Genomic DNA, 20,550 nt, shown 5'->3' on the forward strand with positions numbered 1-20,550 from the left:
GCCGCTCAAACGGGCCGAGCATCGCAGCCGGACACCACCCGCACCGGACACCGTCAGTATCACTCGACAAGACAGAACTTAAGTCACCAGCATTGGTCCTAGTTCATCGTCGAGCCGAGGTGGTCGAGGCCGTGGTCAGGAAGGTCGACGCGGGCAGGGAGCCGTCCGCCGCGCGGGCGCCGTACGACGCCGTCGCGTCCGTCGAACGCAGCGAGGGGGTCGCCACGCCGCTGTCCCAGTTGTTCGCCGCGGACACCGTCGACGAACCGAGCTTGGACAGCCCGCCCTTGTTGCCCACCGCGAGGTTGCGGGCCAGCCGCGCCTTGCCGGTCACGAAGTAGAAGCCCGCCTGCGCGTTCGCGTACGCCGTGTTGCGGTTCAGGGCGATCGCGCCGGTGTTGGAGTTCTCGGTGAACCCGTTCAGCGTGTTGTCCCAGGCGGCGTTGTTGTTGACGGCGTGCGCGACCGCGACGCCTCCGCCGCCCAGCTTGAAGCCGTTGCCGTTGCCCTCGAAGGCGGAGTCGCTCCAGCGGTTCTTGCCGTTGCCGAAGGCCCAGGTGTGCTCGATGGTGATCGGGGTGGAGAACTGCCACAGGTCGAGGCCGTCGTCCGAATTGTTGTACAGACGGGCGCCGGTGATCCGGTTGCCCGCGCCGGAGCCGAACTTGACGGCGATGCCGTCCGCGTTCTGGCCGTGCCCCGCGGGGTCGTAGTTGCCGTAACTGTCCAGGTTCTGCACGAGGTTGCCGACCGTGTTGTCCCCGCGCAGGGTGAACCCGGAGTCGCCGTTGTTCGCGATGACCAGGTTCTTGAAGATCCCGCCGGTCGACGAGGTGACGACGAAGCCCTGGGCCGGGGAGTTCTGGAAGGTCAGGTTCTGCACGGTCCAGTAGCTGCCGTAGATCCCGGCGAGCCAGGAGCCGGCGGCCAGCTTCGAGCCGTCGATCCTCACCTTCTCGCCGCCGTAGGCCTGGAGGGTGATCCGGCTGGTCGAGGTGCCGCTCGCGGTCGACTTCAGCGTGGCCGTCGGCTGGTACGTGCCGCCGCGGACCTGGATGACCGTGCCGGCGACCGCGTTCCTCACGGCCGACTCCAGCTGGGCGGTGGTGGAGACGGTGACCGTCGAGGAGGCGGCCTGGGCGCCGTCGTCCGACAGGCCGAGGAAGACACCGCCCGCGCCGGCGGCGACCGCGACCGCGGCGGCGATCGAGAGGGTGCGCGTTCTGCGGTGACGTCCGGTGCTCAAACGCACGGGGCGTTCCTTTCGGTGAGGGTGCGAGGGACGAAACGGGCCGGAGGGGCCGCCCCGGCCCGTTTCCGAGATCCAGTCGCCGCCGTGGCCGGATCAGGTTGCCGCCGGCGCGGAAGAGATCGAGAATTTCGGTCCCGTCGCACCGCGCCCCCGCGCCCCCTCACCTCCGCACCCCGCACCCCGCACCCCGCACCCCCACCGAGGGATGCCGCTCCTAGTTCATCGTCGCCCCGATCGTGGTCGACCCGGTCGTCAGGAACGTGGTCGCGGGCAGGGTGCCGCTGGAGCTGCGGGCGTTGTACGTCGTCGAGGCGTCCGTCGACCTGAAGGCCGGGGTGGAGATGCCGGAGTCCCAGTTGTTGCCGGCGGAGACGACCGACGAGCCCTTGCTGACCAGGCCGCCGCCGTTGCTCACGGCCAGGTTCTTGCCGAGGCGGGCGGCGCCGGTGGCGAAGTAGTAGCCCCACTTGCTGTTGGCGTAGGCGGTGGTGCGGTTGATGACGATCGCACCGGTGTTGGAGTTCTCGGTGAAGCCGTTTCCGGCGTTGCCCCAGGCGGCCGAGTTGTTGACGACGTGGGCGACGACCTCGCCGTCGCCGCCCAGCTTGTAGCCGTTGCCGTCGCCCGCGAACGCGGAGTCGGACCAGCGGTTGACGCCGTTGCCGAAGGCCCAGGTGTGCTCGACGGTGACCGGGGAGGAGAAGGACCAGAAGTCCAGTCCGTCGTCGGAGTTGTTGTAGAGGCGGGCGCCGGTGATGAGGTTGCCGGTGCCGGAGCCGTACTTCACGGCGATGCCGTCGGCGTTCTCGCCGTGGCCCGCGGCGTCGTAGTGCCCGTAGGAGTCGATGTTCCTCACCGTGTTGTTCACGGTCCCGTCCCCGGCGAGGGTGAAGCCGGAGTCGCCGCCGTTGATGGTCTTGATGTTGTTCCAGACCGTTCCGGTGCAGGACTGGCAGACGACCGCGCTGTCCGGGGAGTTCTGGAAGGTGATCTGGGAGACGTTCCAGTAGTCGGCGGTGAGCTTGAAGATCCAGTCGCCGTCCGGCAGCGACGAGCCGTCGATCTTCACCGTTTCCGAGCCGTACGCCGTGAGCGTGACCGGCGCGGACGAGGTGCCGTTGGCCGTGGACTGGAGGGTGGCCGTCGGGTAGTAGGTGCCGCCGCGGACCTGGATGACCGTACCGGCGGTGGCGTTCTTGATCGCGTTCGAGAGGTCGGTCGAGGTGCTGACGACCACGGTCGCGGCCTGCGCCTGGGTGGGCAGGACGGCGAGTCCGGCGCCCAGGGACAGGGCGGCGAGGGCGGTGAGAGCGGTGCGACGAGACATGGAGTGCGGTCCTTTCTCGTACGGATGGGGAGGGTTCACAGGACGGAGTCGAGCCAGGTGAAGACCTCGTCCTGCATGCGGTCGACGAAGACATGGCCGAGGTCGGGCCAGGTCGTGAGGTACAACCGCTCCTCGGCGTGACACGCCCGCCAGACGGCCCGCAGCTTCTCGTGGGCGGTGCGGACACCGTCGGCGGGGAAGAGCGGGTCGAGCCCGCCGGCGAGGAACAGCATCGGCCTGGGTGCGGCGATGCCCGCCACGTCGGGGAAGTCGAGGTACCGGGAGAGCCCCGGGTGGAGCATGTGGAACGCGGACTGGCCGCGCAGGATGGTGTTGCCGGGGACGAGCACTTCTCTCAGGCCGGTCATCCAGCAGACGGCGGCCGCGGCGGCGAGGTCGTCGCTGAGCGCGGCGGTCTGCCAGGCCCGGAAGGCGCCCATGGAGAAGCCGAGGGCCGCGACCCGGCGTGGGTCCACACGGTCGAGGCCGGCCAGGAAGGCGGCGGCCCGGACGTCCTCGCGGGCCATGCGTCCGGCGAGCGAGGAGCCGAGGTGGTAGAGGGTGGAGGCGAGGGCCTGCTGGTCGTCGTGGGCCAGCGGGCCGCGGTCGCCCCAGCCGAGCGCGTCCACGCACAGCACCACGTACCCGCGCCGGGCCAGTTCGTCGCCGACGAACCGCCCGCTGAAGTGGCCCTGCGCCCAGGTCCGCGCGGCGGCGAGCCGGTCGTCGTCGTACCAGGGCCGGACCAGTTTCTCCTTGCCGATGTCGAACCGCCCGCCGTGGTCGTGCAGGAGGAGGACCGCCGGGAAGGGGCCGGGCCCGTCCGGGGTGAGGAGGGCGGCCCGGACCCGTTCGTGACGGGTGAGGGACAGCGTCACCAGCTCGGCCGTGTAACCGTCGCGCCGATGGCGCGCGCCGAACGCGGGGGCGTACGGGGTGGCGTCCTCCCGCTCGGCGATCAGCAGTTCCTCGACCTGGGCGCGGGCGGCCCGGCGCCAGTCGTCGATGTCGCGGATCGGGGAGTTCCCCCAGCCGAGGGGGAAGGTGAGGCGCGACCTCAGCGCGAGGACGTCAGGGACGCCCATGGGGCCTCCAGTCCCCCAGATAGGTCCGCCGGGTGTGCGTGGCCGCCTCCTCGGCCGTCAGCTGCGGGCGGTTCTCCGGTACGGAGATCAGGGCGCCCGGACCCGAGTTGGCGTACTCGCGAAAGCGCATGGTCTGCCAGGGATAGGCGTCCCGCATGTTGGTGTAGGGGGTCACGGCGTCGATCCCGGGGCCGATCCAGGTGTCCCGCACGACCAGCGAGGGCCGGGCGGTCGTCTCGTACGACGGCACCCAGGGCCGGGCGATCTTGTACGCCGCGTCCTCGGCGCCGGAGGTGATCCGGGAGCGCAGGGCGAGGAAGCCGTAGGGGTTGGCGCGGGCGGTGGAGGGCGCGAAGACCATGCCCTTGGGGGTGAAGGTCACGTCCCGCTGGAGGGTGTGGAAATGGCAGGCGTCGAAGACGGCCCGGGCCCGCCCGAAGACGAAGTCGACGTCTCCCTCGATGTAGCAGTGACGGTAGTACTGCCGGTCGAAGGCGTCGAGCGCGGTGGTGTCCGCGAAGAGGGTGTCCTGGTGGGCGAGGAGGCGCACGTTCTCCACGTGCGAGCGGTCACCGGTGAGGCAGGCGGCGACGGCCTGGGTGCCGGTGATGTCGGGGTGGTCGGCGCGCAGCCAGTCGTTGGCCAGGGTGAGGTCGCGGACGGTGAGGCCGGGGGCGGCGCTGGTGAAGGTGGCGGAGCCGGCCGTGCCGTAGGTGCCCGAACCGTCCGGCCTGGGCGTGCCGTTGGCGTTGTCGAAGACGACGACGGTGGCGCGGGGGTCGCGGCTCGCGCCCCGGATCGTCAACTCGCCCTTGTCCGAAGGGACGTTGACGACTTCCCGGTAGGTGCCCGGGTGCACGACGATCGCCCGCCCCGGCCCGTCGACCGCGTCCACCGCCGCCTGGACCGAGTCGCCGGGGCGGACGTGCAGCACACGGCGGGAGTACGCGTGGGCCGGGGCCGCGCCGGTCAGGGCGGCGCCGGTGAGGCCCGCGAGGAGGGTGCGTCTGCGCAGCATCTCAGCACTCCTTCTTCCACGGCTCCCAGTCGCCCAGGTGGGCGGCGCGGGTCGCCGACTCGGCCTGGTCGGCGGTGAGCTGGGGGCGGTTGTCGGGGACGGTGATCTCGGCGCCCGGCCCGGTGTTGCGGTACTCGGCGAACCGCTGGTCCTGCCAGGGGAAGGAGGCCGACATGTCGGTGTAGGGGGCGACAGCGTCGATGCCGGGTCCGAGGTGGGTGTCGCGGACGGTGAGGGTCGGGCGGGCGGTCGGGTCGGAGCTGGGGACCCAGGGGCGGGCCAGCTTGTAGAAGGCGTCGGGGGCCTCGCCGCTGATCCGGCTCCGGGTGACGAGGTAGCCGCGCGGGTTGGCGCCGGCGGTGGAGGGCGCGAAGACGAAGCCGTAGGGCGCGCCGGCCAGGTCGGTGCGGTTCAGGGTGCGGAAGTGGCAGTGCTCGTAGACGGCGGTGGCCCGGCCGAAGACGAAGTCGACGTCTCCCTCGGCGTAGCAGTGGGCGTAGTACTGCCGGGCGAAGGCGGCGAGGGCGATCGAGTCGGCGTACAGGGTGTCCTGGTGGCCGAGGAAGCGGCAGTGGTGGAAGGCGGAGCGGTCGCCCTGGACCTTGATGGCGACGGCCTGGGTGCCGGTGATGCCGGGGTGGTCGGCGCGCAGCCAGTCGTTGGCGAAGGTGATCCAGCGGGCGGTGAAGCCGGCGGCCTGCACGGTGGTGGTGGCCGAGCCGGTGGTGCCGTAGGTGCCGCCGCCGGGCTTGGGGGTGCCGGCCGCGTTGTCGAAGACGATGACGACGGCCCCCGGGTCCTCGGCGGCGCCGATCCAGGTGGTTTCGGTGCGGGTGGCGTCCAGGACGACGGTCTCCCGGTAGGTGCCGGGGGCCAGGACGAGGGTCCAGCCGCTTCCGGTGGCGGCGGCGACGGCGTCGCGGACGGTGGTGAAGTCGCCCCGGCCGAGCGGGTCGACGTAGAGGGTCCGCGGGGTGCGGCGGGCGGCCGGGGAGCCGAAGCGGCCGAACGGGCGGCGTCCTCCGGTGCCCGCGTGCGCGGGTGCGGCGGTGAGGGCGAGGGCGGCGGCCGTCCCCGCGGTCGTGGCGAGGAACCGTCTTCTGGACAGAGGGTGGGGCGACGGCATGCGGGTGCTCCTTGGCGAGGCTGAGGGGGTGGCCGGGGCGGAGCGGGGCGCCGCCCCGGCCGTCGTAGGGGGGCGGTCAGCCCAGGCGGCCCGCGCCCGCGCCGCAGTCGACGATCCGGAGGACCGACGCGGCGGGGTCGACCTTGGTGCGCAGGGTGGGGGTCCAGCCGGCGCCGGACTCCAGGGTCTCGGCGGGGATCTCCGCGTTGTGTACGGCGATCAGGTCGGTGGACGTGCCGTTGACGTGGTTGTTCCGGGCGGTGACCGGCGCGACGTTCCACCGCTTGAGCACCTTGGCCGCGCTACCCCCCTCGGGCAGCGTGAACGCGTTGTGCTCGGCGATGAGCTGGGACTCCTTGCCGATGCCGAAGCTGTAGGCGTAGTCGCCGTTCGCGACGAAGTGGTTGTTGTAGGAGTCGACCTGTCCGAAGCGGACCCGGGGCGCGCGCTCGACCAGGTTGGAGAACAGGTTGTGATGGAAGGTCACCTTCAGGTGCCCGCGGTCGCCGACGGCGGTCGACTCGCTGTCGCTGTTGCCGATCAGGATCGTCTTGTCGTGCTCGGTGAAGACGTTCCAGGAGGCGGTGACGTGGTCGGCGCCGCGGACGATGTCCAGTTCGCCGTCGTGCTGCTGGTAGAGCATCCCGAAGTGGGTCGGCGCCGCGCTGTCGGGGTGGCTGCCGTCGGTGAAGGTGTTGTGGTCCAGCCAGACGTGCGTCGAGCCGTAGACGACGGCGGTGTCGTACTCGGAGTTCCAGTTGCCCCTGGCGCCGTCGGTCGGGTCCCACTGCGGGAAGCAGTCGATGGGCGACTCGAAGGTCAGATTGCGGATGATGACGTTGTCGACGGCCTTGATCTGGAGGCTGACGCCCTTGAAGCCGGCGCCTCGGCCCACGCCGACGATGGTGGTGTTGGCGGGGATGTTCGCCTTGATGGCCTTGTCCTGCGCGGCGGCGGAGGCGCGCCGCAGCCCCTCGGGGCTGTCGTCGGGCTCGGCGGCGAGGTCGGTGTCCAGGCCCCAGGTCTCGGGCGCGTACGCCGCGAGGTAGGCGTCGAAGTCGTAGCCGGGCGCGGCGAAGGAGTCGCAGCCCTCGGCGACGGCGTCGATCACGCCCTTCACCTTGATGATCTTCGGGGCGGAGCCCCCGGCGGCGAGGGCGGCCTTGAACTCGGCCCAGGTGGTGACGGTGTACACGTGTTCGGCGTCCGCCGCCGAGCCGCCGGTGGTCCCGGTCCCGTACGAGGCCCAGCCGTCGCCGGCGGGCAGGACCTGGCGGCCGAGGTCGCGGGACGCGCCGTGGGCGGAGGCGGGTCCGGTGACGGTGAGCACCAGGGCGGTGCACCCCACCAGTGCACCGATGACGCGTGCATGACATATCTGTGTACGCACTGTGCGGGTCTCCTCTGGGTGACTATGAGAGAGGGTCGGGCCAGGTGATCCAGGACGGGGGGATCTCGTCGCGCAGCCGGACCACGTCACGCGGTCCGAGCACTCGCGCGCGCAGCAGCTCCCGGGCGACGAGCCGCGCCACGGCGATCGCGCCCGGCGGGTTGAAGTGCGTGTTGTCCTGCTCGGTCGCGGTCCAGTTGAAGTAGGTCTTCGTCTCCTCGACGCCCAGCTCCTGCCACAGCGCGAGCGACAGCGCCTGGACGTCGAGCAGCGCCACCCGCTCCCGCGCGGCCAGCGCCCGCATCGCGGCGGGGTACTCGCCGTGCGTCGGCACGGCGTTCCCCTCGGCGTCGAACCGCCGCCGCTCCACGGCCGTGGCCAGCACCGGCCGCGCGCCCTTGGCGCGGGCGCCTGCGATGTACAGCCGCAGATGGTCCTGGTACGTCGTCCAGGGCTCGGTGTAGCGGGTGGGGTCGGTGCTCTTCTCGTCGTTGTGAGCGAACTGGACGAGCAGGAAGTCGCCCGGCCGGATGGCGGCGAGGATCGCGTCGAGCCGGCCCTCGTCGACGAAGCTCTTCGAACTGCGCCCGTTCACCGCGTGGTTGGCGACCGGCCGATCGGCGTGCAGGAAGAAGGGGAGCGCCATGCCCCACCCGGTCTCGGGCGCGGCGTCGGAGTACTTCTGGGCGGCGGTGGAGTCACCGGCGATGTAGAGGGTTCGGGGGCGGCGGCCGCCGGCGCGGGCCGGACCGGCGGCGACCGCACCCAGCGGGACGGCGGCGAGAGCCGCGGAAGTGACCTGTCTACGGGTAAGCGACACGGAGGTGCACCTCTCAACAGGGGTTCAGGGGTCTGCGGCATGATCGGCCGGACAGGTCCTAGGGGCGGGGAACTGCGCGACCGGCCACGACGGACCCGCAGTCCCCCACGAGCGCGACCACCCGAGCTATCCGTGGTTCTTCTTCCAGTCGGCCTGCGCGGCGTTCAGCTGCTCGGCCAGCGTGTCCAGGAAGTCCTTCGCGCTCATCTTCCCGAGCAGCACCTTCTGGAAGTTCGGCTCGTTGTCGGCCTTGGAGATCGTGTTCCAGTCCGGCAGGTAGTACGGCAGCTGCACGATCTTGGTGCCGGCCCCGTTCAGCGCCTCGGCCGCCAGCTTCGTCGGCTCCGCCTTCTGGATCCACGCGTCCTTCGCGGCCTCGGTGTTCGCCGGGATCTGCCCCGCGGACTCGTTGTACTTGGAGTTCTCCTCGTGCGAGACGGCGAACTCCACGAACTTCCAGGCGGCCGTCTTGTTCTTGCTGGACTTGAAGACGCTCAGCCCGTCGACCGGGTTGGAGATCTGCACCCGGCTGCCGTCGTCCTGCGTCGGGCTGGGGATGCCCCGGAACTTGTCCGCGCCCAGCGCCTTCAAGTGGTCCTGGTAGGAACCGAGGTTGTGGCTCAGCATGCCGATCGTGCCGCTGTCCCACTGGGCGACCATCTTGGTGAAGTCGTTGTTGACGTCGGCGGACGGGGTGTCCTTCTTGTACAGGCCGACGTACTTCTCCAGCGCCGCGACGATCTTCGGGTCGTTGACGGTGGTCTTGTCGCCGTTCCAGAAGGTGTCGACACCGGTCTGGCTGTACGCCGCGTCCAGGGCCGGCGCGATGGAGCCCTCGCCGCCGCGGATGGTGAAGCCGAACTCGTTCTTGCTCTTGTCCGTGAGCTTGTCGGCGGCCTCGTAGAACTTCGTCCAGGTGGTCGGGGCCTCCAGACCGGCCTTCTCGAACAGGTCGGTGCGGTACCACAGGGTGCCGTTGTTGGACGAGGTCGGGATCTGGTACAGCTCCTCGCCGCCGCCCGCCGCCCGGCTGCTCGCCACCAGGTTCTCGCTCAGCTCGCCCTTCAGCTCGCTCTTCTCCAGCCGGCTGTCCAGCGGCTCGAGGGCGCCCTGGACCGCGACCTCGGCGAGCATCGCGGTGCCCACGCCGCCCACGTCGGGCAGGCCGCCGCCCTGGATGGCGGTGTCGTACTTGGACTGGGCACTCGCGGCGGGGATCCCGACGTACTTGACCTTGATGTCCGGGTTCGCCTTCTCGAAGTCGGCGATGATCTCCTTCCAGATGTCGGTGCGGACACCTCCGTTGTTGTCCCAGAAGGTGATCTCGCCCTTGCCCGAGCCCTCGCCTCCCTTGTCCCCCGCGCTGCCGCTGCCGTCGTCGCCGCAGGCGGTGGCGGTCAGCGCGAGCACGGAGCCCAGGGCGACGGCCAGGGAGGCGCGCCTGCTTCTGCGGATGCTGCTCTTCATGTGGTCGGCTCTCTTCTTCTGGATCCAACGGAGATATGAAGGTGTGGGGGGTCAGTGGGTGGCGCGCGCGTACGGCGCCCAGCCGTCCGCGCCCCGGAGGTAGGCGGCGACCGTGCGGGTCCTCGCCTCGGCGTCGCTCAGCTGCGGCCGGTCGGCGGTCACGGCCGCACCGGGCCCGGTGTTGCGGTACTCCGCGAACCGCGCGTCCCGCCACGAGAACCCGCTCATGTCGGTCCACGGCGAGGACTTGACGGCCGCCGGCAGTTCGGTGTCCCGGATCAGCACCTGGGCGACCGCCTCCGGCTCGCCGCCGGGGTGCCAGGGCCGGCCCAGGTGGAAGGTCTGGTCGGGCGCGTCGCTGACGACCTTCGAGCGGGTGATCAGGAACCCGTACGGGTTGCCCGTCCAGGTCGAAGCGGCCGTCAGATAGCCGTTGTTGGTGGTGGAGCCCCTGCTCAGCAGCCGGATCACGGACCGCTCGATCACGCCGATGATCGTCTTGTTCGAGGTCACGACGATGTCGGAGCCGAAGGGCTCGACGGCGACCGAGCCCCTGGCCCTGATGACGTACGGCTCCTCGGCGGCCGCGTACCTCGCCAGCGCCGCCTGGTCGGTGACGGTGACGACCTCGCCGCCGGCCCCGCCCGTGGTGCCGCCGGCCAGGGAGGCGAAACCGTGGGCGCGGTCGCTCCAGCGGTCGGCTGCGGACGCCGAAGCGGTGGATACCGACGCGACGGCCTTCGACCCGACGGCGGCCTGCGCCTCGCCGACCGGGCCGAGGCCCAGCCCGGCGATCAGGCCCACGACCGAGGCCGGCACCGCACCGGCTCTCGGCAAGCGCTTGCTACGGAAGTGCGTCACTGCGGCTCCCAACAGGCGTACGGGGAAAAGTGAGTCAGAGGGATCTGATGCGGAACGCGTCGAACGAGGCCGCCCCGGCGTGCCCCGCCCCGGCGGGGGCGAGCGCGAAGAGGCCGATCAGGGCGCCGACCCAGCGCCAGGGGGTGGCGGCGAAGACGGGGCCGGAGAAGCGCGGGCCCTCGCCGATGTCGTACGCGAAACGGCAGCGGGCGCCCGCGCCGATCTCGATCCGCAGGCGCACCCGTCCTTCGGGGGCGAGCCGGGGGTGGTCGGCGTCGCGTTCGTGCTCGGCGACCGCCTCGGCGAACCGGTGCACGAGCTGGACGCTGCCGTCGCTCGCGCGGTGCAGCCCGATCCAGGAGAACGCGTCCCCGAGGACCGCGAGTCCGGCGCGGGCACCCGGCTCCTCGCCGTGCAGGGTCAGCTCCACCTCCACGGCGGACGGGACGCCCGGGAGCCGCTGGGTGAGGACGTTCGGCAGCCGGCGCAGGTCGTGCGCGTCCGCCGTCCGGACACAGGCCAGGCGCAGACCGTCGCCGGAGTGGTGGGTGGCCCAGCCGTCCTGGGGGTTGGCGGTCCACTGCCACTGGCGGCCGAAGCGGCCGCCGGGGAAGTCGTCGTCGGTGGCGGGCGCGGCGGGCGGCTGCACGGGCAGGTCGGGGAGCCGGTGTTCGAGGACGGGTGCGCCCTCGTCGCCGATGACCGGCCAGCCCTCCGCTCCCCAGCGCATGGGCTGGAGGTGGACGACCCGGCCGTACGCGCCGCGCTGCTGGAAGTGCAGGAACCAGTACTCGCCGGACCCGGTGCGCACCCAGCCGCCCTGGTGGGGGCCGTTGACGTCGGTGTCCTTCTGCTCCAGGACGATCCGCTCCTCGTACGGGCCGAAGAAGTCCCGGGCGCGGAAGGCGCCCTGCCAGCCGGTCTCCACTCCCCCGGCCGGGGCGAGGATCCAGAACCAGCCGTCGTGCCGGTAGAGCTTGGGGCCTTCGAGGGTGAACCAGCCGGGGATGCGGTCCCCGTCGACGATCACCTTGCCCTCGTCCAGAAGTGACGTCCCGTCGGGGTGCATCCGGTGGCCGGTGAGCCGGTTCTTGACGCCCGCGCGGGACTTCGCCCAGGCGTGGACGAGATACGCCTCGCCGGTCTCGTCGTCCCACAGGGGGCACGGGTCGATGAGCCCCCGGCCCTCCTTCACCAGGTGCGGACGGGTCCAAGGGCCTCTGATCTCGGGGGCGTTGACCTGGAAGATGCCCTGGTCGGGGTCGCCCCAGAAGATCCAGAAACGGTCGTCGTGGTGGCGCAGCGAGGGTGCCCAGACGCCGCAGTCGTGCCGCGGGGTGCAAAACTCGGCCGCCGGTTCCAGGCGTTCGAGGGCGTGACCGACCAGGGCCCAGTTGACCAGGTCCCGGGAGTGCAGCAGCGGCAGGCCGGGGGCGCGGGAGAAGCTGGAGGCAGTGAGGTAGAAGTCGTCGCCGACGCGGACGACGTCCGGGTCGGACCAGTCGGCGTCGAGCACCGGGTTGCGGTACGTCACTGGCTGACCGCCTTCCGGACCAGGGCCGCCGCCTCGTCGCGGTCCGGCCGGCCGTCGGCGACGACGGTGACGACGCGGCGTACGGCGGTCTCGCCGGGCGGGATCGGCAGCCGCCTCGCCGAGGCCAGCGAGGAGCCGACGCCGGGGTACTCGGCGGTGCGCACGAACCAGGGGTCGCGGCGGGTGGTGTCGGTGGCGCCCGCGAAGACGAGCGTCCAGCCGGCGCCGGCCAGGGCCAGCCAGTCGGCGGGGCGGCCGTGGACCTCGGACTCGCCCTCGGCGTCGGCGGTGAACACGTCGGGGGCCGCGCTCTCCTTCCTCGCCCGCCAGAAGAAGCCGCCGTAGGCCGCGCCGGGACGTCCGTTCGTCGCCGGGCTGCCGAGGGAGAGCGGGTCCGGGGTGACGTTGGTGAGGGAGAAGGTGAAGTCCAGCGCCCAGGCGCTGTCGGTGAGCGCGGTCGCCGCGACCGTACGGCGCTCGCGCAGCAGCTCGGCCCCGGCGGCGACCCAGCGCAGCTCCTCCACGAACCCGTCCGGGTCGCGGAGCTGGAAGGAGCCGTGGCGCTGGGCGCCGTGGTTGTCCAGCTCGGTCGGACCCTGGTCGCGGACGTAGGTGCGCCCGCCCCAGAAGTTGTGCCCCTCGACGTCGGGAACGGCGACACCGACGCCGAGGTGGTGGGTGTGGTCGGCCGGGGTCAGCTCGGTGACCGCCGTGCCGGCCAGGGTGGTGACGGGGTGCAGATAAGGGCGTGGGGAGAGCCTCGGGGGCAGCTCGGGCCGGGTGACGTAGCGGCCGACCGGGCGGCCCGCGACGCGCAGGACGACCGGGGAGTCGGATGCCGGTACCGTCATCAGGTGCTCACCTCTTTCGGATGCGCGGTCGTGAGCGCCCAGGGGGCGCCCAGTTCGGAGTAGAGGGCGAGGGTGTCGGCGGCGGCCGCGACCAGCCCGTCGATGCCGGGGACGACCCTGCGCTCCTCGCCGGGCAGCGGGTGCCAGGCGTCGTCGGGCAGGGCCACCGGGTCGGGGGCGGTCCGGATCGCCTCGACGACCCGCATGAACGCCTCGGTCGCGGCGGGCGGGACCAGCAGGCGGGCGCCGTCGGTGAGGTGGTCGACCAGGTTCTCCAGCAGGTCGGTGCGGCCGTACTCCAGCTCCTCGGGGCCGTGGCCGGCGCGCTGGAGCAGGACGCGGTCCTGCTTGTACCAGTGGGTGATCCGGCCCCGGCTGCCGTGCACGACGACGTACGGGTCGTCGGGGTCCGCCGCGCACAGGGTCGCGGCGACGACGACGGGGCGGCCGTCGGCGGTGGTGATCCGGACGCAGGAGGTGTCGTCGGACTCGATGGCGTTGGCGTGCGCCAGCTCGGTCTCGATGCCGGTGACGTCCTCGGCGCGGGTGGCCCCGGCCAGCGCCAGCGCGGTGGCGACGGCGTGGGCGAGCGGGTTGGTGAGGGCGCCGTCGATCACGTCGACGCCGTTCAGCCGCCGCTTGCCCGCCCAGGGCGCCCGCCGGTAGTAGGACTCCGGGCGCGCCCAGGCCCCGGCGCCGCCGACCCCGACGACCTCGCCGATCACCCCGTCGGCGATCAGCTCGCGGATCGCGGGGACGGCGTGCGAGCCCAGCGACTGGAAGCCGATCTGGCAGACCACGCCCGCCTTCACGACCCCGTCGGCCATCCGGCGGAACTCGGCGTAGGAGGGGGCGGGCGGCTTCTCCAGGAGGAGGTGCACGCCGCGCGCGGCCGCCGTCAGGGCCAGGTCGGTGTGGGTGGGGATCGGGGTGCAGACCACCGCGATCCGGGCGCCGGTGGTGTCGAGGAGCGCGCCGAAGTCGGCGGACTGCTCGGGCGTGCCCAGGCCCTCGGGGATCTCGTCGGGGGTCAGCGGGGTCAGTTCGCAGATGCCCGCCAGCCGCACGATCCCCTTGTCCTGGAGCCGGCGGATGTTGTCCAGGTGCCAGCGGCCGTGGCCGCGCGCGCCCGCGAGAACGATCGGGATGTTCATGGGATTCTCCCTGCGCCCGCGCCGCGTGCCACCTCTCGGTCGGCCACCTCGGCGCTGTCGATCTTTCCGTGCAGGGTAGGCGTCCAGCCGACGTCCGCCGTGAGATCCCGCTCGCTGCCGCTGCTGTAGGCGTTGTGGATGGCGAGGAGGTCGACGGGCCGGCCTCCCCCGGACTTCGTCCGGGGGGACCCCCAGAGGGTGCCGGTCTGGTGCAGGGCGGTGCCGTTCCAGCTCTTGACCAGGTCGGCGACCTCGATGTGCCCGGGGGCGTGGAAGGCGTTGTTCTGGGCGTGGATCGCGGACTCGGTGGAGACGCCCGGCGAGTAGCGGTAGTCGTCGCCGGTCACCACGTACCGGTTGTTGTAGAGGTGCACCTGTCCGAAGCGGACGCGCGGGGCGCGCTGGACGACGGACTCGAACTGCTTGTGGTGGAGGGTGACCCGGAGCCTGCCGCGGTCGCCCGTGGCCGTGTCGCCGCTGCCGATGAGGATCGCCTTGTCGTGGTCGGCGAACCGGCTCCAGGAGACGGTGACCAGGTCGGAGCCGTTCGTGATGTCCAGCAGGCCGTCGTGGCGGAGGTGGTTGCGGGCGAAGCAGGTGGGCTCGGCGGAGTCGGGGTGGCCCTGGTCGCTCGCGGTGACGTGGTCGACCCAGACGTGGGTGGCGCCGGTCGGCCAGAGGGTGTCGTACGCCGTCTTCCAGTCGCCGAGGCCGCCGGTGGTGGGCTGCCGGACGGGGAAGCAGTCGTAGGCGTCGCGCAGGTCGAGGTTGCGCAGGATGACGTTCTCCGCGTTCCTGACCTGGAGGCTCGCGCCTTTCAGGACGGCGCCCTTGCCGAGGCCGACGCCGGTGGTCTTGGAGCCCACGGTCAGGACGACCCGCTCGGCCTGCCTGCCGGAGGAGACCTGCGAGGCCTCCTCCGGTTCGCCACAGAGCTCAGCCGAGCCCCGAGTACGTGGACCATGTGCGGCGGCCGGGTACTTCTTCAGGCCTTGACGTCCTCCCCAGCCCGCAGGCCGGAGATTTTGGTCCGTGCCGCCGCGCGACACCACCATGGGTTCCTGCTTCGCAGGCCGCCGCCGTTCCCCGAAGAGTGCGGTCTTACGTCGGCCTCCACAGGCGTCACTTTCCGCCCGTCCGGCGGTAGGTCCGCCAACTCTCTTGTCGGGCAAGGCGACCATGACGGGTCCGCGATGCCCGCTCACAGGATTCCAGGCGGAAGACCCACCACCATCACACCCAGGCACGACAGGCCGAACAGTAGTTCGCTTCATCAACCCTTCACCGCCCCTGCGCTGAACCCGGTGATCAGCCACTTCTGGATGAAGGCGAACACGATCACCACGGGGACGGCGGCGATGATGCCGCCCGCGGCCAGGGCGCCGAGGTCGACGCTGTCCGAGCTCATCAGGGTGTTGAGGCCGACCGGGATGGTCTGCTTGCTCTGGTCGGACAGGAACATCAGGGCGAACAGGAAGTGGTTCCAGGCGTGCACGAACGCGAAGGAGCCGACCGCGATCAGTCCGGGCCGCAGCAGCGGCAGGACCACGATCCGGAAACCCGTGAAACGGTTACAGCCGTCGACCCAGGCGGCCTCCTCCAGGGAGTACGGCACGTTCCGGATGAAGCCGCTGATCAGGATCATCGACAGGGGCAGCTGGAAGACCGTCTCGGCGATGATCACGCTCGCCAGCGAGTTGATCATCTTCAGCTCGGCGAAGATCTGGAAGAGCGGGACCAGGAGCAGCGCGCCCGGCACGAACTGGGTGCACAGCAGGGCGATCATGAAGCCGCGCTTGATCCTGAACTCGAAGCGGGCGAGGGCGTAGCCGCCGGACAGCGCGACGAGGGTGGTGAGCAGCAGGGTGGCGACGCCGGTGAGCACGCTGTTCTGGAAGTAGACGCCGAACTCGCGTTCGTTCCAGACCTTCTCGAAGTGCTCGAAGGTCATCGGCCAGGGCACGAGCGAGGTCGAGCCCGGCGGGCGGAGCGCGAAGAGCAGGATCCAGTAGAACGGGATCAGGGTGAAGAGCAGATAGATCGAGAGCGGGACGTAGATCTGCCAGCGGGGTGCCTCGTCCCAGGCGCGGTGTTTCCTGCGCGGCCGCTGATCGGCGGCGGGGGGCGCGGGCGCGGGTGCGGGCGCGACCTCGGTGGCCTCCTTGGTGATCACTTGCCTTCACCTCCGAACTTGCTGAGCCGCAGATAGACCATCGAGCAGACGAGCAGGATCACGAACGCGACCGTGGTGAGGGCGGACGCGTAGCCGAAGTTGTGGGCGTCGACGGATGTGTTGGCGATGTAGAGCGGCAGGGTGGTGGTCTCTCCCGCCGGGCCGCCGTTGGTCAGCGTGTAGAGCAGGTCGACGTTGTTGAACTCCCACACCGCGCGCAGCAGCGTGGACAGGACGATGGCGTCCTTCAGATGGGGCAGGGTGATGTGCCAGAACTGCTTCAGCCGACTCGCCCCGTCGACCTCGGCGGCCTCGTACAGGTCCTTCGAGACGGACTGGAGGTCGGCGAGGATGAGGATCGCGAAGAAGGGGACCCCGCGCCACAGGTCGGCGACGATCGCCGCCGGGAAGACGGTGGAGGTGTCCGACAGCCAGCTGGTTCCGTAGGAACCGATGCCCACGTCCGCGAGATAACGGGTGATACCGGTCTGGGAGTTGTAGAGCAGCACCCAGATCACCGAGGTCAGCACGCCGGAGACGGCCCACGGGGAGAAGACGAGGGCGCGGCCCAACGCCCTGCCGACGAAGGTCTGGTTGACGATCAGCGCCAGCGCCAGACCGAACAGCAGTTGCAGCCCGACCTCGACGAAGACCCATTGGGCGCTGAAGGTCAGGGTGCCCCAGAACTGCGGGTCGTCGGTGAAGGCGTGGACGAAGTTGTCGAAACCCGCGAACCCGTTCCGCCACGGTTTGGTGGGGTTGTAGTTCTGGAGGCTGTAGTAGAAGACGCTGATCACCGGGTAGGCGATGAAGCCCAGCATCAGCAGGGCCGCCGGCGCGATCAGCAGGTACGGCAGCCTGCGCGGCGTGGCGGAGGCACGGCGCCGCCGGGGTGGCGCGGGCGGTTTCGCCACGGCTGCGGCTTGTGCCATGACTGTTCTCCGTTCTCGGGTGCGTCGTGCGTGGGTGGTGCTCGTGCTTGTGCTCGTGCCTTGTTCTCGTGCCTTGTTCTCCGGTGCAGGAAGCGCTTTCCTCGTGTGCGCGGTGCACTCTTGGCCGTGCCTGGGGTGGTGCGCTGGTTCAGCCCGCGTAAGGGTCCGCGACCTTGCCCGGGCGGGCCAGGAACTCGAAGTCGCAACCGGTGTCGGCCTGGGTGATCTGCTCGTTGTAGAGCGCGCCGTAGCCGCGCTCGTACCGGGTGGGCGGCGGGGTCCAGGCCGCCCTGCGGCGCTCCAGCTCCTCGTCGTCCACGTGGAGATGGAGGCTGCGGGCCTCGACGTCGAGGGTGATCGGGTCGCCGGTGCGGACCAGGGCGAGCGGTCCGCCGACGTACGACTCCGGCGCCACGTGCAGCACGCACGCGCCGTAGCTCGTCCCGCTCATCCGGGCGTCGGAGATCCGGACCATGTCCCGCACGCCCTGCCGGAGCAGGTGGTCGGGGATGGGGAGCATGCCGTACTCGGGCATGCCCGGACCGCCCTTGGGGCCGGATCCCCGCAGCACCAGCACGCTGTCGGCGGTGATGCCCAGCTCCGGGTCGTTGATCGTCCGCTGCATGGTCCGGTAGTCGTCGAAGACGACCGCCGGACCGGTGTGCTTGAGCAGGTGCGGCTCGGCGGCGATGTGTTTGATGACCGCGCCGTCCGGGCAGAGGTTGCCGCGCAGCACGGCGACCCCGCCCTCGCTCGCGACCGGGTTGTCCCGGGGCCGGATGACGTCGTCGTGGTGCACCTGGGCCCCGGCGAGCTGCTCGCGCATGGTGTCGTACGAGACGGTCGGCCGGTCCAGGTGGAGCAGGTCCGGGATCCGGGAGAGGAAACCGGGCAGGCCGCCCGCGAAATGGAAGTCCTCCATGAGGTACGTCCGGCCGCCGGGGCGGACGTTGGCGAGGACGGGGACCGTACGGGCGACGCGGTCGAAGTCGTCGAGGGTGAGCGTGACGCCCGCGCGGCCGGCCATCGCGATCAGATGGATCACGGCGTTGGTCGAGCCGCCGAGGCCGAGGACGGTGGTGACCGCGTCCTCGAAGGCGTCCCGGGTGAGGAGGTCGCTCAGCTTGCGGTCCCGGTGGACCAGTTCGACGATCCGCAGGCCCGCGGCGGCCGCCATCCGGTCGTGCCCGGAGTCCACGGCCGGGATGCTGGAGGCGCCCGGGACCGTGACGCCGAGCGCCTCGGCGGCGGCGGTCAGCGTGGAGGCCGTCCCCATCGTCATGCAGTGGCCCGGCGAGCGGGCGAGGCCGTTCTCCAGCTCGGCCATCTCGCAGTCGCCGATCAGACCGGCCCGCTTGTCGTCCCAGTACTTCCACATGTCGGTGCCGGAGCCCAGCACCTCGTTGCGCCAGTGGCCCGGCAGCATGGGGCCGGCCGGCACGAACACCGTGGGCAGGTCGACGCTGGCCGCGCCCATGAGCAGCGCGGGGGTGGTCTTGTCGCAGCCGCCCATCAGGACGGCGCCGTCGACCGGGTAGGAGCGCAGCAGCTCCTCGGTCTCCATCGCGAGCAGGTTGCGGTAGAGCATCGGGGTGGGCTTCTGGAAGGTCTCGCTGAGCGTGGAGACCGGGAACTCCAGCGGGAAGCCGCCCGCCTGCCACACACCCCGTTTGACCGCCTGGGCCCGATCACGGAGGTGCACATGACAGGGGTTGATGTCCGACCAGGTGTTGAGGATCGCGACGACCGGCTTGCCGAGGTGCTCCTCGGGGAGGTAGCCGAGCTGGCGGGTGCGGGCGCGGTGGCTGAAGGAGCGCAGGCCGTCGGTGCCGTACCACTGGTGGCTTCTGAGGTCCTCGGGGCGCTTGCGGAGACGATCGTCGAAGCGCTTCATATGGACCACCCGGCGGCGATGGCGGCGACCTCGGCGCGCTCGTCCTCGGGCAGCCGGCGGCTCGGCGGACGCACGTCCCGGCGGCACAGGCCGAGGGAGGAAAGGGCTTCCTTGACGACGGTGACATTGTTCGCGGAGCCGTTCGCGGCGCGCAGCTCCTCGAAGCGGCGGATCTGTTCCCAGACCTTCATCGCCCCTGGGTAGTCCCCTGATCGAAGCGCTTCGATCATGTTCAGCGAAACGGCGGGGGCGACGTTCACCAGCCCCGAGGTGAAGCCGGTGGCGCCCGCCGAGAAGTAGGAGGGGGCGTAGGGCTCGGCGAGGCCGGCGACCCAGACGAAGCGCTCCAGCCCGGCGTCGCGCGCGAAGCCGGCGAAGCGGGCCGCGTCCGGGACGGCGTACTTCACGCCGATGACATTGGGGCAGGCGTCGGCGAGTTCGGCGAGCCGCTCGCCGTGCAGCTGGGCGTTGCGGATGTACGGGACGACGCCCAGCTCGGGCACGGACTCGGCGATGGCCCGGTGGTAGTCGACCCAGCCGCGCTGCGAGACGTAGGGGTGGACGGGCTGGTGGACCATCACCATCTGGGCGCCCAGCTCCCGTGCGTGCCGGGCGGAGGCGACGGCCGTGGGCACGTCGTGCCCGACGCCGACCAGGATGACGGCCCGGCCGCCGGCCTCGTCGACGGTCAGCTCGGTGACCAGCCGACGCTCCTCGGGGGTGAGGGCGTAGAACTCACCGGTGTTGCCGTTCGGGGTGAGGGTGGTGATCCGGCCGTCGAGCAGACGGCGCAGCAGGGCCCGGTGGGCGGCCCGGTCGACGCTGCCGTCCTCGGCGAACGGGGTCACCGGGATGGCCACCACGTCGGCCAGCGCCGCACGCTGGGTCTCGAACGCCACGCTGCTCATTCCTGACCTTCCAATGTCCGGTTGTCCGCGGCGGTCTCGGGGAACGCCCGGTGCACGAAGGACGCGATGTGGGCGTGGAGCGCGCGGGCCGCGCCGTCCGCGTCGCCGGCCAGGGCGAGCCGCAGGATCTCGCGGTGCTCGCCGGCCTCCCGCTCCCAGGAGGGCGAAGCGGCCCAGGCGACGGCGGAGACCAGGGCGGCCTGGTCGCGGACCTCGTCGAGCATCCGGCCGAGCAGCGGGTTGCCGCACGGCAGATACAGGGCGCGGTGGAACTCCCGGTTGGCCAGGGACCGTTCGGCGGTGTCGGTCGCCTCGTCGGCGCGGGTCAGGGCGTCCCGGGCCGCGTCGAGGGAGGCACCGCGGCGCACGGCCCGCTTGAGCGCCTCGGGTTCGAGGAGCAGCCGCACGTCGTAGACCTCGCGCGCCATGTCCGCGTCCACCATGCGCACCGTGACGCCCTTGTACTGGCTCATGACGACCAGTCCGGTGCCGGCCAGGGTCTTGAGCGCCTCGCGCACCGGGGTCTTGGACACCCCGAACTGCGCGGCCAGCTCGGTCTCGACCAGGGCCTGACCCGGCGTCAACCGCCCGGTGAGGATGCGGCGTTTGATCTCCTCCAGCACGTACTGCGTGCGAGAGGGGATCGGCGTGGGCACAGAGGTCATGCGCGCCTCTCGGATCTCACGTATCGGATCTCACGTATCGCGTCTCATATATGACGTACGAAGTACGACGCGTTGAAGGTAGGAGGGCCCCTG

The 20,550-nt window shown here is 71.2% G+C and carries 15 protein-coding genes and 3 pseudogenes; all 18 read right to left on the reverse strand.

The genetic code is table 11. The features are described 5' to 3' along the window. Window positions 1-98 precede the first annotated feature (98 nt). Window positions 99-1,252, reverse strand: a pseudogene (locus ACZ6D7_RS03675) (right-handed parallel beta-helix repeat-containing protein). A 214-nt stretch (window positions 1,253-1,466) separates the two neighbouring features. Then, window positions 1,467-2,579, reverse strand: coding sequence for a right-handed parallel beta-helix repeat-containing protein (locus ACZ6D7_RS03680; RefSeq protein WP_469483045.1), 1,113 nt, complete (start codon window positions 2,577-2,579; stop codon window positions 1,467-1,469). Between the two features lie 35 nt (window positions 2,580-2,614). Then, window positions 2,615-3,664 carry a dienelactone hydrolase family protein gene (locus tag ACZ6D7_RS03685; protein WP_469483047.1) on the reverse strand — a complete coding sequence of 350 codons (1,050 nt, stop codon included), beginning with the start codon at window positions 3,662-3,664 and terminating at the stop codon, window positions 2,615-2,617. Continuing rightward, window positions 3,651-4,679, reverse strand: a complete 1,029-nt coding sequence (locus tag ACZ6D7_RS03690) for a pectinesterase family protein (protein ID WP_469484506.1) — start codon at window positions 4,677-4,679, stop codon at window positions 3,651-3,653. The genes ACZ6D7_RS03685 and ACZ6D7_RS03690 overlap by 14 nt, the downstream gene beginning before the upstream one ends. Before the next feature lie 4 nt (window positions 4,680-4,683). Beyond that, window positions 4,684-5,808, reverse strand: a complete 1,125-nt coding sequence (locus ACZ6D7_RS03695) for a pectinesterase family protein (protein ID WP_469483049.1) — start codon at window positions 5,806-5,808, stop codon at window positions 4,684-4,686. A 76-nt stretch (window positions 5,809-5,884) separates the two neighbouring features. Further along, window positions 5,885-7,198, reverse strand: a complete 1,314-nt coding sequence (locus ACZ6D7_RS03700) for a pectate lyase family protein (protein ID WP_469483051.1) — start codon at window positions 7,196-7,198, stop codon at window positions 5,885-5,887. Window positions 7,199-7,220: 22 nt separating this feature from the next. After that, window positions 7,221-8,018, reverse strand: a complete 798-nt coding sequence (locus ACZ6D7_RS03705) for a rhamnogalacturonan acetylesterase (protein ID WP_469483053.1) — start codon at window positions 8,016-8,018, stop codon at window positions 7,221-7,223. Between the two features lie 126 nt (window positions 8,019-8,144). Continuing rightward, entirely contained in the window at window positions 8,145-9,485 is a 1,341-nt protein-coding gene (locus ACZ6D7_RS03710) for an ABC transporter substrate-binding protein (RefSeq protein WP_469483055.1), read from the reverse strand. A gap of 51 nt (window positions 9,486-9,536) precedes the next feature. Beyond that, window positions 9,537-9,971: pseudogene (locus tag ACZ6D7_RS03715) on the reverse strand (pectinesterase); the annotation flags it as partial. A 409-nt stretch (window positions 9,972-10,380) separates the two neighbouring features. Further along, complete coding sequence (locus ACZ6D7_RS03720; RefSeq protein WP_469483057.1) at window positions 10,381-11,880, reverse strand: glycoside hydrolase family 43 protein; 1,500 nt, start codon at window positions 11,878-11,880, stop codon at window positions 10,381-10,383. Continuing rightward, on the reverse strand, window positions 11,877-12,731 hold the full coding sequence (locus tag ACZ6D7_RS03725) for a DUF6807 domain-containing protein (protein ID WP_469483059.1): 855 nt from the start codon (window positions 12,729-12,731) through the stop codon (window positions 11,877-11,879). The genes ACZ6D7_RS03720 and ACZ6D7_RS03725 overlap by 4 nt, the downstream gene beginning before the upstream one ends. After that, window positions 12,731-13,885 (reverse strand): Gfo/Idh/MocA family protein, encoded by a 1,155-nt coding sequence (locus ACZ6D7_RS03730; RefSeq protein ID WP_469483061.1) that lies wholly within the window; start codon window positions 13,883-13,885, stop codon window positions 12,731-12,733. The genes ACZ6D7_RS03725 and ACZ6D7_RS03730 overlap by 1 nt, the downstream gene beginning before the upstream one ends. After that, window positions 13,882-14,874, reverse strand: a pseudogene (locus ACZ6D7_RS03735) (pectate lyase family protein); the annotation flags it as partial. The pseudogene ACZ6D7_RS03735 and the gene ACZ6D7_RS03730, both read right to left, overlap by 4 nt. Before the next feature lie 284 nt (window positions 14,875-15,158). Then, complete coding sequence (locus ACZ6D7_RS03740) at window positions 15,159-16,058, reverse strand: carbohydrate ABC transporter permease (RefSeq protein ID WP_469483063.1); 900 nt, start codon at window positions 16,056-16,058, stop codon at window positions 15,159-15,161. Next, entirely contained in the window at window positions 16,055-16,990 is a 936-nt protein-coding gene (locus ACZ6D7_RS03745) for a carbohydrate ABC transporter permease (RefSeq protein WP_469483065.1), read from the reverse strand. The genes ACZ6D7_RS03740 and ACZ6D7_RS03745 overlap by 4 nt, the downstream gene beginning before the upstream one ends. Before the next feature lie 148 nt (window positions 16,991-17,138). Then, window positions 17,139-18,884 carry an L-arabinonate dehydratase gene (gene araD, locus ACZ6D7_RS03750; protein WP_469483067.1) on the reverse strand — a complete coding sequence of 582 codons (1,746 nt, stop codon included), beginning with the start codon at window positions 18,882-18,884 and terminating at the stop codon, window positions 17,139-17,141. Then, complete coding sequence (locus tag ACZ6D7_RS03755) at window positions 18,881-19,792, reverse strand: dihydrodipicolinate synthase family protein (protein WP_469483069.1); 912 nt, start codon at window positions 19,790-19,792, stop codon at window positions 18,881-18,883. Before ACZ6D7_RS03755 ends, araD begins: the two co-directional genes overlap by 4 nt. Beyond that, window positions 19,789-20,457 (reverse strand): GntR family transcriptional regulator, encoded by a 669-nt coding sequence (locus ACZ6D7_RS03760; protein ID WP_469483071.1) that lies wholly within the window; start codon window positions 20,455-20,457, stop codon window positions 19,789-19,791. The genes ACZ6D7_RS03755 and ACZ6D7_RS03760 overlap by 4 nt, the downstream gene beginning before the upstream one ends. Between the last annotated feature and the right edge of the window lie 93 nt (window positions 20,458-20,550).

This window comes from Streptomyces sp. NPDC041784 (assembly GCF_055591025.1).

Excerpts from the sequence above, each read along its gene's own strand:
- ACZ6D7_RS03680 (WP_469483045.1), bottom strand. The coding sequence starts at position 2,579 with ATGTCTCGTCGCACCGCTCTCACCGCCCTCGCCGCCCTGTCCCTGGGC.
- ACZ6D7_RS03685 (WP_469483047.1), bottom strand. The coding sequence starts at position 3,664 with ATGGGCGTCCCTGACGTCCTCGCGCTGAGGTCGCGCCTCACCTTCCCC.
- ACZ6D7_RS03695 (WP_469483049.1), bottom strand. The coding sequence starts at position 5,808 with ATGCCGTCGCCCCACCCTCTGTCCAGAAGACGGTTCCTCGCCACGACC.
- ACZ6D7_RS03710 (WP_469483055.1), bottom strand. The coding sequence starts at position 9,485 with ATGAAGAGCAGCATCCGCAGAAGCAGGCGCGCCTCCCTGGCCGTCGCC.
- ACZ6D7_RS03725 (WP_469483059.1), bottom strand. The coding sequence starts at position 12,731 with ATGACGGTACCGGCATCCGACTCCCCGGTCGTCCTGCGCGTCGCGGGC.
- ACZ6D7_RS03730 (WP_469483061.1), bottom strand. The coding sequence starts at position 13,885 with ATGAACATCCCGATCGTTCTCGCGGGCGCGCGCGGCCACGGCCGCTGG.
- ACZ6D7_RS03745 (WP_469483065.1), bottom strand. The coding sequence starts at position 16,990 with ATGGCACAAGCCGCAGCCGTGGCGAAACCGCCCGCGCCACCCCGGCGG.
- araD (WP_469483067.1), bottom strand. The coding sequence starts at position 18,884 with ATGAAGCGCTTCGACGATCGTCTCCGCAAGCGCCCCGAGGACCTCAGA.
- ACZ6D7_RS03755 (WP_469483069.1), bottom strand. The coding sequence starts at position 19,792 with ATGAGCAGCGTGGCGTTCGAGACCCAGCGTGCGGCGCTGGCCGACGTG.
- ACZ6D7_RS03760 (WP_469483071.1), bottom strand. The coding sequence starts at position 20,457 with ATGACCTCTGTGCCCACGCCGATCCCCTCTCGCACGCAGTACGTGCTG.